The 16,101-nt window shown below is 61.8% G+C and carries 13 protein-coding genes; 4 read left to right on the plus strand and 9 right to left on the minus strand.

The genetic code is table 11. From position 1 onward, the window contains the following. Positions 1 to 30: 30 nt before the first annotated feature. Genes BM110_RS11960 through BM110_RS11970 form a run of 3 tightly spaced genes read left to right on the plus strand, consistent with a single transcriptional unit; the run spans position 31 to position 3,016 of the window. Positions 31 to 1,206 carry an NAD(P)/FAD-dependent oxidoreductase gene (locus tag BM110_RS11960; protein WP_092246580.1) on the plus strand — a complete coding sequence of 392 codons (1,176 nt, stop codon included), beginning with the start codon at positions 31 to 33 and terminating at the stop codon, positions 1,204 to 1,206. After that, positions 1,203 to 2,015 (plus strand): aldo/keto reductase, encoded by an 813-nt coding sequence (locus BM110_RS11965; RefSeq protein ID WP_092246578.1) that lies wholly within the window; start codon positions 1,203 to 1,205, stop codon positions 2,013 to 2,015. Before BM110_RS11960 ends, BM110_RS11965 begins: the two co-directional genes overlap by 4 nt. 41 nt (positions 2,016 to 2,056) lie before the next feature. Then, positions 2,057 to 3,016 carry a metal ABC transporter ATPase gene (locus BM110_RS11970; RefSeq protein ID WP_071492298.1) on the plus strand — a complete coding sequence of 320 codons (960 nt, stop codon included), beginning with the start codon at positions 2,057 to 2,059 and terminating at the stop codon, positions 3,014 to 3,016. A 28-nt stretch (positions 3,017 to 3,044) separates the two neighbouring features. On the opposite strand, the gene BM110_RS11975 is transcribed toward BM110_RS11970, so the two are convergent. The 3 genes from BM110_RS11975 to msbA all read right to left on the minus strand — a co-directional run bounded on the left by BM110_RS11975 (position 3,045) and on the right by msbA (position 7,303). After that, complete coding sequence (locus BM110_RS11975) at positions 3,045 to 3,971, minus strand: NAD-dependent epimerase/dehydratase family protein (protein WP_093513447.1); 927 nt, start codon at positions 3,969 to 3,971, stop codon at positions 3,045 to 3,047. Next, positions 3,964 to 5,388, minus strand: a complete 1,425-nt coding sequence (hldE, locus tag BM110_RS11980) for a bifunctional D-glycero-beta-D-manno-heptose-7-phosphate kinase/D-glycero-beta-D-manno-heptose 1-phosphate adenylyltransferase HldE (protein ID WP_093513448.1) — start codon at positions 5,386 to 5,388, stop codon at positions 3,964 to 3,966. Before hldE ends, BM110_RS11975 begins: the two co-directional genes overlap by 8 nt. Before the next feature lie 109 nt (positions 5,389 to 5,497). Then, positions 5,498 to 7,303, minus strand: coding sequence for a lipid A export permease/ATP-binding protein MsbA (msbA, locus tag BM110_RS11985; protein WP_092246572.1), 1,806 nt, complete (start codon positions 7,301 to 7,303; stop codon positions 5,498 to 5,500). Between the two features lie 157 nt (positions 7,304 to 7,460). On the opposite strand from msbA, the gene BM110_RS11990 reads away from it, so the two are divergent. Beyond that, a complete protein-coding gene (locus BM110_RS11990; RefSeq protein ID WP_093513449.1) occupies positions 7,461 to 9,317 on the plus strand; it encodes a bifunctional O-antigen ligase/aminoglycoside phosphotransferase family protein in 1,857 nt (618 codons plus the stop codon). 54 nt (positions 9,318 to 9,371) lie between these two features. Here the strand turns inward: BM110_RS11990 and BM110_RS11995 are convergent, their stop codons facing one another. From BM110_RS11995 to BM110_RS12020, 6 genes are all read right to left on the minus strand, one after another. Further along, complete coding sequence (locus BM110_RS11995) at positions 9,372 to 10,253, minus strand: glycosyltransferase (RefSeq protein WP_092246568.1); 882 nt, start codon at positions 10,251 to 10,253, stop codon at positions 9,372 to 9,374. Next, entirely contained in the window at positions 10,250 to 11,398 is a 1,149-nt protein-coding gene (locus BM110_RS12000) for a glycosyltransferase (RefSeq protein WP_093513450.1), read from the minus strand. Before BM110_RS12000 ends, BM110_RS11995 begins: the two co-directional genes overlap by 4 nt. Before the next feature lie 59 nt (positions 11,399 to 11,457). Continuing rightward, positions 11,458 to 12,858: a PIG-L deacetylase family protein gene (locus BM110_RS12005; RefSeq protein ID WP_093513451.1), complete on the minus strand. Its 1,401-nt coding sequence runs from the start codon at positions 12,856 to 12,858 to the stop codon at positions 11,458 to 11,460. Beyond that, complete coding sequence (locus BM110_RS12010; RefSeq protein ID WP_093121296.1) at positions 12,855 to 13,751, minus strand: antimicrobial resistance protein Mig-14; 897 nt, start codon at positions 13,749 to 13,751, stop codon at positions 12,855 to 12,857. The genes BM110_RS12005 and BM110_RS12010 overlap by 4 nt, the downstream gene beginning before the upstream one ends. Continuing rightward, positions 13,752 to 15,509 (minus strand): carbamoyltransferase family protein, encoded by a 1,758-nt coding sequence (locus BM110_RS12015; RefSeq protein ID WP_092246556.1) that lies wholly within the window; start codon positions 15,507 to 15,509, stop codon positions 13,752 to 13,754. It abuts the gene before it with no gap. 142 nt (positions 15,510 to 15,651) lie between these two features. Further along, positions 15,652 to 16,008, minus strand: coding sequence for a YceK/YidQ family lipoprotein (locus tag BM110_RS12020; protein WP_092246553.1), 357 nt, complete (start codon positions 16,006 to 16,008; stop codon positions 15,652 to 15,654). Positions 16,009 to 16,101 lie beyond the last annotated feature (93 nt).

Genomic DNA, 16,101 nt, shown 5'->3' on the forward strand with positions numbered 1-16,101 from the left:
CACCTCTTGTCTTGAACACTGAGGTCGCCCATGCCATCCGTTATTTCCACCGACGTTCTGATTGTCGGCGCCGGGGTTGCCGGCCTCTGGCTGAATGCGCGCCTGCGCCGCCAGGGGTTTTCCACGGTGGTGGTGGAAAACGCCACCTTGGGTGGCGGGCAGAGCGTGAAGTCCCAGGGGATCATTCACGGTGGTGCTAAGTACGCCCTGCACGGCGCGATCACCGGCGCGTCCGAAGCCATTGCCGACATGCCGCGTCGCTGGCGCGAAGCACTGGCGGGTAGCGGTGAGCTGGACCTGCGCGGCGTACGCTTGTTGTCCGAGGCGCATTACCTGTGGTCCCCCGGCACGCTCGCCGGCAACCTCACCAGTTTTTTCGCCAGCAAGGCCGTGCGTGGCCGTGTTGATCAGGTCAAGGGCGACGATTTACCCGCAGCGCTGCAAGACCGCCGCTTCAAGGGCAAGGTCTACCGCCTTGCCGAGTTGGTCATCGATGTACCGAGCCTGATCGAACGCCTGGCCCAACTGGCCGGCGATGGTTTGCTCGCCGGCCAGCACATCGAACCGTTGTTGGAAGGCGACACGTTGGTGGGCTTGAAGGTGGACAGTCGCGAGATCCGCGCCCAGCGCATCGTGTTGAGTGCCGGCGCAGGTACGGCGGATCTGCTGACCGCGCTGGGCATCAGCCAGCCGGCCATGCAAAAACGCCCATTGCATATGATCATCGCCAAAGGGCCCGGCCTGAAGCCACTGTATGCCCACTGCCTGGGCGGCGGCACCAAACCGCGCATTACCGTTACCACTCACCCGGCGGCCGATGGCAACTGGGTGTGGTACATGGGCGGCGATATTGCCGAAGCCGATGGTGTGGCGCGCACCCCGCAGGAACAGATTGCTATGGCGCAAAAAGAGCTGGCGCAGTTGCTGCCCTGGATCGACATGAGCCAGACCCAATGGGCGACCCTGCGCGTCGACCGCGCGGAGCCCCTGCAATCGGGCCTGACCCGGCCCGACAACGCCTTCATCGCCGAGCAAGGCCGTCTGCTGGTGGGCTGGCCGACCAAATTGGCCCTGGCACCAGACTTCGCCGATCGGGTGATCAACAGCCTGGAGCGTGACGGCATCCGCCCAAGTGTCGGCGAGCCGCTGCCCGACCTGCCAAGACCCGCCATCGGCGTGCCTGCCTGGGAGCAACTGTTGCCATGAGCCTGCCCACCCTGCACGACCTGCACCGCCCCCTGGGCAGCACTGGCCTGCTGGTATCACCCCTGGGCCTGGGCACCGTCAAGCTGGGCCGCGACCAAGGGGTGAAATACCCCAGCGGCTTCCAGATCCCCGGCGACGACGAGGCCCGCATGCTGTTGCGCCAGGCCCGTGAACTGGGCATCAACCTGATCGACACCGCGCCGGCCTATGGCATGAGCGAAGAACGTCTGGGGCCGCTGCTGCGGGGCCAGCGCAAAGACTGGGTGATCGTCAGCAAAGTCGGCGAAGAATTCGAGAATGGCGCGTCCAGCCACGACTTCAGCGCGGCCCACACCCGGATGTCGATCGAGCGCAGCTTGAAACGACTTGAAACCGATTTTATCGACCTGGTGCTGGTGCACTCCGACGGTAACGACCTGCATATCCTCAATGACTGCGAGGTCTACCAGACCCTGTCGGCGCTGAAACAGGAAGGCAAGATCCGTGGTTTCGGCTTTTCCGGCAAGACCGTCGAGGGCGGCGTAAAGGCTCTGGAACAGGGCGATTGCGCGATGGTCACCTACAATCTGAACGAACAAGCCGAGAAAGCCGTCATTGAATATGCGGCGGCCCATGGCAAGGGCATCCTGGTGAAAAAGGCCTTGGCCAGCGGCCACGTGTGCCTGGAGCCGGGAATGGATCCAATTCGCGCCAGTTTCATGTTGTTGTTTGCGCAAACAGGCGTTGCCAGTGCTATTGTCGGGACCATTAATCCGCTGCACCTGGCCCATAACGTGGCGACCGCTGCCCAGGTCATTCGTCAACTCTGATGCCGCCGACGCGGCCGACCCCGTCGCAAGAAGGAGCCGACATGCCGCGAACGCTCATAAGAAAAAACCCCAGCAACTTCAAGACACTGCCGCTGCACGTCGAAGCCACCCCCGAAGGCCTGAGCTACCAGAGCGTCGGCATGCCGCTCAACTTTGCCCAGACCCTGCAACGGCGCAAGCCGGTGGAGGTGGCAGACCCCGAGCGTTTCGCCCTGGAACTGGCCAACCTCGGCGTGTCGGTGCGCCTGACCCTGCATTGGCAAAACAAGGATTACTGGGTGCTGGTGCGCCAGCGCCGCCAGGACCGTGGCGACGTGGTACTCAAGCTGATCTCAGGCTACGTGCCCGCCCATGAGCTGAACCTGCCGCTGCACACCGCCATCCAGGAAATTGCCGAAGAATGCCTGCTGGAGACGCCGGAAGGCTGGCTCGGCGGGCGCTTCAACGACACCTGGCTGCCGGCCCCCTACTCCGCCGCCCTGCATTACCGCGAAGCCCTGCCCTTTCGCCTCAGCCCGCTGTCCGGCGCGGCTCGCCCGGTGCGCTGCGCCACCACCCAGTTGATCGAACGCCCGCGCGCCTATGTGCACCTGCCCACGGCATCGCTGCAATTGATCTACGACCTGCGCCTGGAAGTGCCCAAGGAAGCCAAATCCCTGAGCCTGTTCCATGTGGACGAACGCCTCGAAGGCGACCAACTGGTCGCCCGCCTCGACCGTCAACGCCCGGACCTGTACCTGATGCCATTGAAAGACGGCCAGCCCCAGGCTGAGTTGTACACCGTCAAGAAAGACCAGTTGTACCCGGCGAGCACGCGAGGCTTGTACCTGGCGGAGAGCTTCGCCCAGCAGGAAGGCTGGCTGGTTCGTGAGGAGCGGATTCGCTGGAAGGATTGGCTGCGCCAGCAAGGTCTGGCAGAGCCTGAGAAAGAGTCGAAATTGAAACGCCTGGCCCAGCGGGTGCTGCGCAAGATCGTGCCGAAGAAAAAAACCAAGGCCTGACGCAAGCCAGCTCCCACAGCGATGGCGTTCAGCCTTTGAGCAAGCGCTCCAGGCCCACCTTCAACGGCGTGGGCTCCGGCAGTGTGAAGCTCGCCAGCAACCGCTGGTTGTTCGCCCGCGAATGCCGGATATCGCCGGAGCGTGCCGGCCCGTAAGTCACCGCCGGCAGCTTGCCGACGATGTCTTCCAAGGCCCGCAGCACATCCTTGAGCGTGGTGGTGCGGTTCCAGCCGACATTGATTGCGCCCAGCGGAGCTTCAGGCGCTTCAATAGCCTGCACCAGCAAATCCACTAGGTCCCCCACGTACATGAAGTCGCGGGTTTGCTCGCCATCGCCAAACACGGCAATCGGCACGCCCTGTTGCACGCGCTCGCTGAAGATACTGATCACGCCGGAATACGGCGATGACGGGTCCTGCCGTGGCCCGAAGATATTGAAGAAACGGAAGATCACCGGCTCCAGGCCATGCTGGCGACGGTAGAAATCGAAGTAGTGCTCGCCGGCCAACTTGTCGGACGCATAGGGCGTGAGCGGCGCCTTGGTGGTCTCTTCGTCGATCGAAGCCCCTTCGCCATTGTTGCCATATACCGCAGCGCTGGAGGCATACACCACACGCTTGACGCCGGCCTTGCGCATGGCTTCGCACACATTCAGGGTGCCGACGAAATTGCTCTGGTGCGTGCTGACCGGGTCATCCACCGAGGCCTGCACCGAGGCCACCGCTGCCAGATGCACCACCGCCGCTGCGCCGACAGCGGCACGGGCGACCCACTCGGCATCGGCCACATCACCTTCCAGCAGTTCGACGCGCGAATTGTCCAACGGCAAGTTACTGCGCTTGCCGGTGGAGAGGTTATCCAGTACCCGCACGCCGTAGCCTTTGGCGAGCAGCGCATCGACCAGGTGCGAGCCGATAAACCCCGCGCCGCCGGTGACAAGAACCTGCTTACTCATTGTTGCGGATCTTCTCGACAATGGCGGTGGTCGAGCTGTTCTCGACCAGGCCCAGCACCTTGACCTTGCCACCGTAGGCGCTGACGATGTCCGCCCCCACGACCTGGTCGACAGAGTAGTCGCCGCCCTTGACCAGCACGTCCGGCTTGACCTGGGCCAGCAGGTTTTCCGGGGTCGCTTCAGGGAAGCTGATCACCCAGTCCACCGCGCCCAGCCCCGCCAGCACCGCCATGCGCCGGTCGACACTGTTGATCGGACGGCCAGGGCCTTTCAGGCGGCTGACCGACGCATCGTCATTGACCGCGACAATCAGTCGATCCCCCTGGGCACGCGCCTGTTCCAGGTAGGTCACATGGCCGGCGTGCAGGATGTCGAAACAACCGTTGGTGAACACAATGCTTTCGTTGTGGGCGCGGGCATCGTCAATCGCCAGCAGCAATTGTTCGATAGTCAGCACGCCCCGCTCCGAGCCTTCGGAGCGCTGGATCGCACGGCGCAATTCAGGTGCGCTGATGGCAGCAGTACCCAACTTGCCCACCACGATGCCCGCCGCCAGGTTGGCCAGGGCCACGGCGTGGGGCAGTTCTTCACCGGCGGCAATCGAGGCCGCCAGGGTAGAAATCACGGTGTCGCCGGCGCCGGTGACGTCGAATACTTCACGGGCACGTGCCGGCAAGTGCATTGCCGGGTGGCCGGGGCGCAACAGGGTCATGCCGTGCTCGCCGCGGGTCACCAGCAAGGCGCCGAGGTCGAGGTCGGCCATCAGCGTCGCGCCCTTGGTCACCAGATCGTGCTCATCGGCGCAACCGCCGACGATGGCTTCGAATTCGCTGAGATTCGGCGTAATCAGGCTGGCTCCGCGATAAATCGAAAAGTCCTTGCCCTTGGGATCGGCCAATACCGGAATGCCCCGGGCCTTGGCGGCCTGGATCAGTTCCTGGTGGTTTTTCAAGGCGCCTTTACCGTAGTCGGACAACACCAGCACCTTGATGCCTTCCAGCAACTGATCGACCTGACCACTCAAGGCCAGGGCGTCGGTGGCGAAGGGTTCTTCAAAATCGATACGCAGCAATTGCTGGTGACGGCTCATCACCCGCAGCTTGACGATGGTCGGCTGATGGGCAATGCGCTGGAACTGCGCACGCACGCCAGCACCGCGCAGGCTGTTGGCCAGGCTGTCGGCGGCTTCGTCGTCGCCGGTCACGCCGACCAGCGAGGCCGGGGCGCCGAGCGCGGCAATATTGAGGGCAACGTTGGCAGCGCCACCTGGACGGTCTTCGATTTGCTCGACCTTGACGACCGGCACCGGCGCCTCAGGGGAAATCCGTGAGGTACCACCATGCCAGTAACGGTCGAGCATGACATCGCCGACCACCAAGACAGGGGCTTGATCGAATCGCGGCATGGACAACTTCATGGAGCAACCCACATACAAAATGAACAGGGGCGCGATATTAGCACAGGGTTGTGGGAGGTTTGCGGGAGGGTTTTGCAAGGAGCCGGCTTGCCGGCTCCTACAGGGAGGTTCAGGTGATGTCGGCGGAAATCGGCGCATCCAGGCCCATGGCATGCAGGCGGGCGTAATAGCCGTTCTGTGCCAGCAGCTCACTGTGCGTGCCACGCTCGACAATTCGACCGTCGTCCATCACCAGGATCAGGTCGGCCTTCTCGATGGTGGACAAACGGTGAGCAATCACCAAGGTGGTGCGACCTTGCATGACCTTGTCCAGCGCTGCCTGTATGTGGCGCTCGGACTCGGTGTCGAGGGCCGAGGTGGCCTCGTCGAGAATCAGCAGCGGTGCATTCTTCAGGAGGGCGCGGGCAATCGCCAGGCGCTGGCGCTGGCCGCCGGACAGCAACACACCGTTTTCGCCAACCTGGGTGTCGAAGCCCTTGGGCAACTGGTCGATGAAGTCCTTGGCATTGGCGTCCGCCGCGGCCGCTTCAACGTCCGCCCGAGGCGCACCCGCCAGGTCGCCGTAGGCGATGTTGTTGGTAACCGTGTCGCTGAACAAGGTCACATGCTGGGTCACCTGGGCAATGTGTTTGCGCAGGTTGAGCAGCTTGTAGTCTTCGATCTCGACACCATCCAGCAGGATTTCGCCACTTGCGTGGTGGTAGAAGCGCGGGATCAGGCTGGCCAGGGTCGACTTCCCGCTGCCCGAGCGCCCAACCAGGGCGATCATCTGCCCAGGCTCGGCGGTGAAGCTGATGTCCTTGAGCACATGGCGCTCGGTGCCCGGGTAGGTAAAGTTCAGGTTGCGTACGTCGAGACGACCGCTGACCTTGTCGCGCTCGATGGTGCCGTTGTCGACTTCGACCTCTTCGTCCAACTGTTCAAAAATGCTTTCGGCACCCGCCACGCCCTTCTGGATCGTGGAGCTGACTTCCGAGAGCTGGCGAATCGGCTTGGGCAGCAGGCCGGCCAGGGTGATGTAGGCCACCATGTCACCGGCCGATGCGTCACCGCGAAGATAAAGGACCAGGAACATCAGCACCGCCATCGCGGTGTAGATCACCAGTTGCAGTGCCGGTGTGTAGATCGCCCCGGTGCGGGTCATGCGCAGTTGCTTGTTGGTGTTGCTCTGGCTGGCCTTGAGGAAGCGTTTTTCTTCGTAGACCTCCCCCCCGAAGCTGCGCACCACGCGGTAGCCCTGGATGGTTTCGGAGGCCACGTGGGTCACGTCGCCCATCGCCACCTGGATCTTCTTGCTCTGCTTGCGGAATTTCTTGCTGGCCGTGCTCACCATCACGGCGATCAACGGCAGGATGGCAATCATCACCAGCGTCAGGCGCCAGTTCATGTACAGCAGCGAGGCGAACAGAAAGATCACTGTCATGCCTTCACGAATCACCACTTTGATCGCATCGGTCGCCGCCCCCGTGACCATGGTCACGTTGAAGGTGATGCGAGAAATCAGGTGCCCGGAGTTGTGGTTGTCGAAGTAGCGATTGGGCAGCGTCAGCAAGTTGTTGAACAACTGCACGCGCAGGTCATGGACCAGGCCCAGGGACACCTTGGCCAGCAGGTAGTTGCCCAGGAACGAACCCAGGCCCTGCCAGGCGGCGATCAGGATGATCAGCAGCGGCACGGCTTGCAGCAGTTGCAGGTCCCGAAGGTACGGCACGGTAGGGAATAGCACGGCTTCAGGGTTGGAAAGGCCGTCGACGAAGTACTTGAGGATGTACCCCAGCATGGGCTGGGTCGACGCGAAAATCAGAAATCCGACGATACTCAGCGCGAACAAGCCGGCGTAAGGCTTAACGTAACTGAGCAGGCGGAAGTATATTTTCAAGCTCGAAGGGCTTGCGCTCGGACTGGAGTCGGTCATATCACGCGGCGTTTTGAAAAAGGAGGCTGACTTTAGCACAGCTTCTCTGTTGTACTTGCACCCTGCATGACCCTCAAACCGGTTGGCTCCAACCGGCGACATTATATAGCCACTACTTTATGATGGTCGGCTTTCTCAAATGGAATGGCTTTACTGTATGCACTCCAAGCGCCTGATCTATGGCTCAAATCGCGTTTTTGACTTCCTGGTCCTGTGGATCTTGCCCATTGGCTTGTTGCTGTTGCTGAGTTCGCTGTTCTTCGTATCCAACCGCAACGTGTTGCATCGAATCGTCTACATCCTGTTCAGCGTACCGACGCTCTTCATGTTGTGCATGCGCCCCCGGGAGCTGAAAGAGTTACTGCGCGAGCCCCTGGCGCTCGCCTTTCTGGTCTTCTCCGCATGGGCCTTGACCAGCCTGCTGTGGAGCCCGGAGCCCACCACCGACACCGACCTGTTCAAGCGCCCGCTCAATACCTTCATGTTGTTTGGTGGCTGCGGGCTGTTGCTGCATTACCGCAACGAACTGTTCAAGCCGATCTTCTTCAGTGCGGCTGTAATCGCACTGGTGGTGAGCCTGTGCAACCTGGTGGCGTTCGTCAAAGGCTTCGAACCGGGCATGCGCATGATCGGCGGGCGTGGCGCTCTCGACAATCCGCTGCTCAGTTCTCATCTTTTCGGTTTCTTCTGCGTCTACTGGTTGTATGTCTGCATGACCACCCAGCGCCTGAAAGTCCTGTGGTTCAGCGCCCCGGCTCTGGCAGTCATGCTCGCGGCGGTTCTGGCTACAGGCTCGCGTACACCGCTGGTAGCCCTGACACTGACCATCCTGTGGATGACCTTCGTCAGCCGCAACCGCCGCTCGGCCCTGCTGATAGCAAGCCTGGTCCTGGGGGCTGCTGCATTGCTGCTGCTATACCCGGAATCCATTACCGAACGAGGCAGCTCATTTCGCTTTGAACTGTGGGGCATGTCACTGCAACGCATTGCCGAACATCCATGGATCGGCCACAGCTACGACTCCGAGCTCTACCTGACCCTGTCCGACGGCTATCAGCTGCGCGAGCCGCACAGCTTTGCCCTGGGCGTGTTGTATTACGTCGGCATCATCGGCTTTATCCCGTGGATCTTCATGATCGGCTGGGGGCTGTACAAGGGCCTGAAAGAACGCGCCCAGCCACTCTTCATCCTGGCTTCGTCGCTGCTGACCTATGGCATCGGCGCCGGGCTGACCGAAGGGGGTGGCATCCTGTCACGCCCGAAAGAGCACTGGTTCGTGCTGTGGATCCCGCTGGCGATCATTGCCGGCCTGAGCATCGCCCAGCGCCGCCACAGCCTGTTGCGCATGCCGGTACAAGCGCTCAAGCCCGCAGCTTTCGACCAGTTGTGCAGCAATGCCCACGTGATCGAAGCCGACGGGCTGGGTCCGAAAGTCCTGCGCCTGGCCGACGGCCGCTTCCTGAAGATCTTCCGTGCGCGCCACTGGTACACCTCGGGCAGCTTCAACCCCTACTCCGAGCGGTTTGCCAGCAACGCCGAGCAATTGCGCACCCTGGGCATCCCCACGCCGCAGATTCTAGGCCTCTATAGCCTGCGCGATGCCAGCACTGCCGTCAGCTACGCGCCACTGCCCGGCCTGACTCTGCGCCAGGCCCTGCAAGGCCTGGACAACAGCCTGCGTGAGTCGCTGATCGAACGTTTCGGTCAGTTCATGGCCAAGCTGCATGAGCGCGGTGTGTACTTCCGCTCGCTGCACCTGGGTAACGTGCTGTTGATGGATGACGGTGAGTTCGCCCTGATCGATATCGCCGACCTGCGCATCTTCCCGTCGCCGCTGCGCAACGCGTTGCGCCAGCGCAACCTGCGCCATATGCAGCGCTACCCACAGGACCGCGCCTGGTTGTTCGAGACACACTTCGAACAGTTGGCCAAAGGTTATGCGTCCGTTGCCAGCCAAGGCGCCACGGCGAAGATCCGCGCGCAAGTGCAGGCATTGACCAGCCCCGCCACCTGATAAAAAAGGCGACTATCACTGCTGATAGTCGCCTTTTTCATACCCCCCGCCGCCTCATTTCCTGAGGGGCGCCAGGTACAACCGCACCAAGCCACGCAAGGTCTTGCGCCCCCAGAACTTCAGCGGGATCTGCTTGAGGATCTCGCGCGCCAGTGGCCGGTCACGATCAGCCGTCTTCAGGAACATCGAGTTCAGGAAGTTATAGCGCACCGCGTCATAGGCCGGATGCTCGCTGAAATGGGCATAGGTCTTGAGAATGTTCTGGATCATGTAGCGATGGTTCTTGTAGGTGTTGCTTGCGTGCTGCCGATACTGCGCCATCACCACGCCGAGCGCGTCAATGGTGTAGCCCGCGGCGGTGATCTTCAATTGGATCAGCAGGTCTTCCAGAGGGATCAATGGGTCGAAGCCACCGACTTCTTCCAGCACTTCGCGGCGAATCAACATGGTCGGTGCCGGCGGGAAGGGCTTGCGGTCCATGAACATGTCGTCGAAATCCAGGCTGCGAAACGGTACGTCGCGGCGCTGCTTTTTCTCCGGGTGCAGGTTGCCGTCACCATCGATCAACTCGATATTGCCAGCGCACATGCCCACCTTCGGCTTCCCTTCCATGTAGGCCACCTGGGTGGCGATGCGGTCCGGCAACATGATGTCATCGGAGCCGAAGGGCGCGATCAGGCTGCCCTTGGCGCGGGCGATGGCACCGTTGAGCGTGGCGGTCAGGCCCTGGTTCTGCTGCACCTGGAAATCAAAGCCGTGCTCGGCCTGCAGGCGCTGGATGCGCTCGACACTGTCATCCTTGGAACCGTCATCCACCACCAGCAGCTCGATGTTAGGGTACGTCTGGCCAAGCACGCTGAGGATGCTCTCCTCGATGTACCGGCCGTGGTTGTAGGACGCGATGATCACCGAGACCAGGGGTTGTTGTGCTGTCATGCTCTACCTACTTCTTTCAAACCGGTTTCGATGAGGTTCAGGTACTTTTGCTGGAACTCGGCCAGGGCGTGGTTTTCTTCCAGATAACGGAATACCTGTTCACCCTTGGCGCGCAATTGCTCGTCGCTCATGGCCAGATAAGTGTCCAGGGCCGCTGTCAGTTGCTCGACATTGCCAGGCTCGTGAGACAAGCCTCCCGCCCCTTCCACCAGCGGCAGCATGGCCGGCCCGTTGGAAGCAATCACCGGCAGGCGTCCACTCATGCCTTCGAGCAGCGCCAGGCCCAGGCCCTCCAGCAAGGAAGGCATGGTCCAAATATCGAAGGCGCGTACATATTTGAGGCCATCCTCGCGAAAGCCCAGCAAGTGCGCACGGCCAGTGAGGCCAAGGCGCTCGATGTCCGCGCGCAAGTCGGCTTCGGCACGGCCGGAACCAATGATGCCGACCTGAACGTCGGGGTACTTATCCTTGAGGCGGGCAAACGCTTGCAGCAGGTGCGTATGACCCTTGATCGGCACCAGTCGCCCCAGTGCGCCGATGATCCGCGCGTCGAGCGGCAGCCCGAGCGCCTGGCGAGCCTGCTCGCGTGGCAACTGCAAGGCTTCGGCCTGGGGAATATCGATGGCATTGGTGACGAAGGTGGTGTTCTCTTGGGTAAAGCCGCAGTTGAGGCCGATCAGGTAATCCCTGACCGCCGCCGACACCCCCACAAACCGCCAGGCCGGGCTGACCAGACGGCGCGTCTGGCGCCGGCGATACGCGCGTTCGTACTCGCCGAAACCGTGGGAGATGCCGATGCACAACGGGATCTTCAACCAACGGTTGAGCGACAGCATCATGTTCACCGACTTGAAGCGGTTACAGATGACCACATCGAATTTCTGCTCACGGCAGTACTTGTAGATTTCCCACATGGCGCCCAGGCGGATGCCTTTGAGGGCCTTCTCGGGAAACTCGAAATACTTGGAATGATCCGCCACGCTCAACGGCTGGCCCGGCTGCGGTCGACCGCTCAGGAAGGCGGACGTCACCTCGAATCGCTCCGTCGGCAACGCCTTGACGATCTGCTCGCCGAGATCAGCGAAATCATTGAGCTTGACGTTGTAGTCAGGCTGCAACTGCAAAACCTTGAAACGAGGCTTCATATCACTCCATGAGGCAATCGGGCTACTGCACGCGGGCAGCCCGACGAAAAAAGTCAATTTCAGTCCTGCTTCAGCACCCAAAGCAGCTCGTGGCGGCGCACGGCCTTGCGGAAAAACTCGTTCTCGCCGTAAGGCGATGGACCACGGCCAGCCAGCCATTGCTGCAACAGACGACGCACCCGGCGCTTGAACGGTGCACGGGGCTGCAGATCATGCATCATACCCAGCGCCATGGCCTTGTCCTGCTGCTGGCTCAAGCTGAGCACCCGGCAATAGGGCTCAAGTACCTGGGCGGCATCGAACTGCGGCGGCAAAGCGATGCCGGCGCCTGAATCCCCCATGGGCCAACGGTCGTTATCATGCAGATGGTTGGCATAACCAAGCAACGTGGTCGGTTGCCACTCAAGCCCCTGCAGCGCCTGCACCACCGCGGTGTGCGCGCAGATATGGTCAGGGTGGGGGTCGAGCACTGGCGTCGGCAACACAATCACCTCGGGACGCGCCTTGAGCAACACCGCCCGCAGGTCGGCTATCAGGTTGTTCCAGGTCGGCGCACCGTCCACATCCCCCGGCAACGCCAAGGCATTGAACTGGCGGAACAGCCGCGTATCGTCCAACTGCGCTTCGCGCGATGCCTGGGGTTGATCGGGGGCGTCACGCATGGCCGACAGTTGCAGGCAGAAATACCCCAACTGCACGCAGTGCGCCTCTGGCACACCGGCCCAGCGCGGCACGGCAATGCTGTCCCAGGCACGCAGGCGCCCTTTGATCCGCGCCGCTTCAGCCTTGGGCAAGCCCATTTGCTGATAGTGCTCGGCCTCGATCTCACCTGCGGTCAGGGTCACGATCCAGCTTTCATCCGCCTGGCTGTACAGACCGAAGGCAGCCAGCTCAGCATCATCGGCGTGAGGGGCGATCACCATCACCCGCTGGCGGGCAGCATCTGGCTGGCGAAACACCCACAAGACCGGCTGGCCGATCACGCGACAAAAGCGCCCGCGCAGGCGCAGTTCACCGCCGGCCAATGCCGCCGCCGAACCGGTGAGATTGAGGCAACGCTTGCCGGCAACCCCGCGCTCGAACGCCTGGCGATCGTCCAGAAAATCAACTGCAGGATCAAACAAACGCCCCCAGAGGGTGCTCTTGAGCTGCACTTCGACGATCAGCGTTTCATCGCCTGCCAGCTCGAGCGGTGTCTCTGCCAGCAGTCGGCTCCCTTCCAGACGCAGCCCGACCTGCTGGCCACTCGACGCAAACCTGTATTGGTAGTCGTCCTTGGGCGAATAAAACAGGTGGTCGGCAAACCAGGCTTCATGGACCACCCACAGCACGACCGCGAGGATCAGCGGCAACCACCAGGCCACCAGCACACCGGTCGCGATCAACAGCAGCAGCCCGATCAGCAGCGCAATGCGTTTATTGCGCCGGTGGCGCTTGAGCAGTTGCTGTTTGCGGCTCATACGCTGAACACCGGCACCGGGTTGCACCAGCGTTCCTTGTACTCGCGGTCGGCACGCCCGAAGGAAAAACGCAGCGGTTTATCCACGGCCCGCGCCTGTTCCCAGGCGCTTTGGGTGTTGAGGAAGCTCAGCACACTGCCGGGGCTGAATGCCCGGGTTTCAGGGTCGACACCGCCATTGACGTACTCGATGCTGATCCACTCCGGCGCCTCGACGCGGTACACCAGTTGTACGGCAATCGGCGCATCGTTGAGAAACAGGACCGAGCCGATCAGGAACTCTTTGAGCAGCTCCAGCACCTCAGCCAGGCGCTCGGCGCCTGTGGCGGCAAAGCCCCAGCGGCGCTGGAACAGATCGCAGTAGATCGCCGACAGCTCCACACTGGAAAACTCGCTCACCGCCCGCACCACGCCGCCCGCCTCTTCCAGCAGACGCAGTTCGCGGCGCTGGTTGTAGCGAAACTTCTTCGACAGGTCTTCGGGGGTACGCGCCATGGCCAACTGCTCGGCCTGGGACTTGAGGGTGCTGATGCGGCCCTCGTTCAGCGCTGACAGGTAGCGCCCGCGATGGCGCACCGGCAACTGGGCATCGGCAGTGATCGGCAGGATGATCTCGGCATTGCCCAGGTCAAACAGGCCTTTCTTGCCGCTGCGCTTGAGTACGTCCTTGGACAGGGCCAGGTCGCGCCCCCAGGTGGCAATCGCCCCTCGGAGTTCACCGTCCTGTTCCCAGCCCAGGTAACGCACCGGAATCTGCGCCAGGCCCGCCAAGCGCTCGACAACCTGCGGATGGGTTGCAACGCTTCCGCCAAACCGCTGCCAGGCCTGGGCGTAAACCTCGGCCTCGACAGGCGCCCAGCCACGCTCACGCCACGCCTGGAAGCGGTTCAGCATTTAGACCACGGCGTCATAAGGGTCCACGCCGTCCTTGACGACCAGAATGTCTTCCATGATCAGGTATTGCAGGTCGGAGCCGAAGAACATGTTCAGCGCGTCGGTCGGCGAGCAGATCATCGCTTCGCCGCGACGGTTGAGCGAGGTGTTCAGGGACACGCCGTTGCCGGTCAGTACTTCGAGCTCTTTCATCATGTCGTAGTAGCGCGGGTTGTACTCGCGCTTGAGCACCTGAGCGCGGGAGGTGCCATCTTCATGGACCACTTCCGGCACGCGGGTCTTCCACTCTTCGGCCACTTCAAAGGTGAAGGTCATGAAGGGTGCCGGGTGGTCGACCTTGATCATCTGCGGCGCGACGGTGTCGAGCATCGACGGGCAGAAAGGCCTCCAGCGCTCGCGGAACTTGATCTGGTGGTTGATGCGATCCGCCACGCCGGTAGCGCTCGGGCAACCGATGATCGAGCGGCCGCCCAATGCACGCGGGCCAAACTCCATGCGGCCCTGGAACCAGGCCACCGGGTTGCCGTCGACCATGATCCTGGCGATGCGCTGGGGCATGTTCTCGATCTTGCGCCAGTTCGGCTTGCTCTCATGCCTGGCGCACGCGGCGATCACGTCTTCGTTGCTGTAGGACGGGCCGAGGTAGACGTGTTCCATCTTCTCCACCGGCACACCCCGGGCGTGGGACACGTAGGCCGCCGCGCCCACGGCAGTACCGGCATCGCCGGAGGCTGGCTGTACGAACAGCTCCTTGACGTCATCACGGGCGATGATTTTCTGGTTCAGCTTGACGTTCAGCGCGCAGCCGCCGGCGAAGGCCAGCTTGCCGGTGTCCTTGAGGATGTCGCCCAGGTAGTGGTCGATCATCTGCAAGGCCAGCTTCTCGAACAGCGCCTGCATGCTGGCGGCGTAGTGGATGTACGGCTCGTCGGCGATATCGCCTTCGCGCTTGGGACCCAGCCACTCGATCAGTTTTGGCGAGAAGTAGAAACCCTTGCCCTTCTCTTTATAACGGCGCAGGCCGATGACGTTGGCGTAGTCGGTATTGATCACCAGCTCGCCGTTCTCGAAGGAGGCCAGGCGCGAGAAATCGTACTTGCTGGCGTCGCCATACGGCGCCATGCCCATGACCTTGAACTCACCGTCGAGCATCTCGAAACCGAGGAACTCGGTGATCGCGCCGTACAGGCCGCCCAGGGAGTCCGGGTCGTAGAATTCCTTGATCTTGTGGATCTTGCCGTTTTCGCCGTAGCCGAAGAACGTGGTGGCGTACTCACCTTTACCGTCGATCCCGAGGATCGCGGTTTTCTCTTGGAAGCCGGAGCAGTGGTAGGCGCTGGAAGCGTGGGCCAGGTGGTGTTCAACCGGTTCGATCTTGATTTTCTTCGGATCGAAGCCCAGTTGCTCCAGGCACCAGACGATCTTGTTGCGATAGCGCTTGTAGCGACGGTTGCCCATCAGGATCGCATCAAGGGCGCGGTCCGGGGCGTACCAGTAACGCTTGGCGTAATGCCAGCGCGCCTCACCGAACAGGCTGATCGGGGCGAACGGGATCGCCACCACGTCAACGTCGGAAGGCTTGATACCGGCCTGTTCCAGGCAGAACTTCGCCGACTCGTAGGGCATGCGGTTCTTTGCATGTTTGTCGCGTACGAAGCGTTCTTCTTCGGCGGCAGCGATCAGCTTGCCGTCGATATACAAGGCTGCGGAAGGATCATGGCTAAGGGCGCCGGACAGGCCAAGAATCGTCAATGCCACAGGGGTCTAGCCTCTTTTAGTCTGCATGCAGGCGGGTTGCGCCTGAAAAAAGTGTGCTCCCCGCCTGGGCGGGAAACAGCTAAAGGGCGGGATTATAGCGTAAAAGCGAAAGGAAGCTGTTAGCGGCGAGCGTCAAGAGGGATCAGCGGAAGATCTCGATGCTGCCGTCCCGGCTTTGACGGTAAACGGTGTAGGGCAGCACAAGGGTGTCCAGCACGCCGGAGGCGACAAACTCGACCGCGACAAAGGGTAGCATGCTCCCGTCATGGTCGATCAGGCTCTTGTCCTTCAGGCTCTTGTCGGGCGCCGGCTCCCCATTGAGCGTGCAGAACCCGTAGATCACCCCGCTGTAGATGCGCGGCACGTTTTCGCAGTGACTGCGCGAGTCCTTGAGGTTCTGGCTGGTGACCGCGTCGGGCCGGAAGACCGTATTGATGGTTCCGCAGCCCGTCAACACAAGCGACAGCGCACTGCACAAGACTTTCGACCCCATTCTCATGACCCTCTCCTTATGGCCCGTCCGCCATTGTTATTGCCAAGGCTGACCACGCTACCATCGCCAAGGTGGGTGACCCAAAGCAGCAAAATTGAT

The sequence above is a fragment of the Pseudomonas sp. NFPP28 genome (genome assembly GCF_900115535.1).
In the GTDB taxonomy this organism is placed as follows: Bacteria; Pseudomonadota; Gammaproteobacteria; order Pseudomonadales; family Pseudomonadaceae; genus Aquipseudomonas; species Aquipseudomonas extremorientalis.

Coding starts and splice junctions, on each gene's coding strand:
- BM110_RS11960 (WP_092246580.1), top strand. CDS start 31: ATGCCATCCGTTATTTCCACCGACGTTCTGATTGTCGGCGCCGGGGTT.
- BM110_RS11965 (WP_092246578.1), top strand. CDS start 1,203: ATGAGCCTGCCCACCCTGCACGACCTGCACCGCCCCCTGGGCAGCACT.
- BM110_RS11970 (WP_071492298.1), top strand. CDS start 2,057: ATGCCGCGAACGCTCATAAGAAAAAACCCCAGCAACTTCAAGACACTG.
- BM110_RS11975 (WP_093513447.1), bottom strand. CDS start 3,971: ATGAGTAAGCAGGTTCTTGTCACCGGCGGCGCGGGGTTTATCGGCTCG.
- hldE (WP_093513448.1), bottom strand. CDS start 5,388: ATGAAGTTGTCCATGCCGCGATTCGATCAAGCCCCTGTCTTGGTGGTC.
- msbA (WP_092246572.1), bottom strand. CDS start 7,303: ATGACCGACTCCAGTCCGAGCGCAAGCCCTTCGAGCTTGAAAATATAC.
- BM110_RS11990 (WP_093513449.1), top strand. CDS start 7,461: ATGCACTCCAAGCGCCTGATCTATGGCTCAAATCGCGTTTTTGACTTC.
- BM110_RS11995 (WP_092246568.1), bottom strand. CDS start 10,253: ATGACAGCACAACAACCCCTGGTCTCGGTGATCATCGCGTCCTACAAC.
- BM110_RS12000 (WP_093513450.1), bottom strand. CDS start 11,398: ATGAAGCCTCGTTTCAAGGTTTTGCAGTTGCAGCCTGACTACAACGTC.
- BM110_RS12005 (WP_093513451.1), bottom strand. CDS start 12,858: ATGAGCCGCAAACAGCAACTGCTCAAGCGCCACCGGCGCAATAAACGC.
- BM110_RS12010 (WP_093121296.1), bottom strand. CDS start 13,751: ATGCTGAACCGCTTCCAGGCGTGGCGTGAGCGTGGCTGGGCGCCTGTC.
- BM110_RS12020 (WP_092246553.1), bottom strand. CDS start 16,008: ATGAGAATGGGGTCGAAAGTCTTGTGCAGTGCGCTGTCGCTTGTGTTG.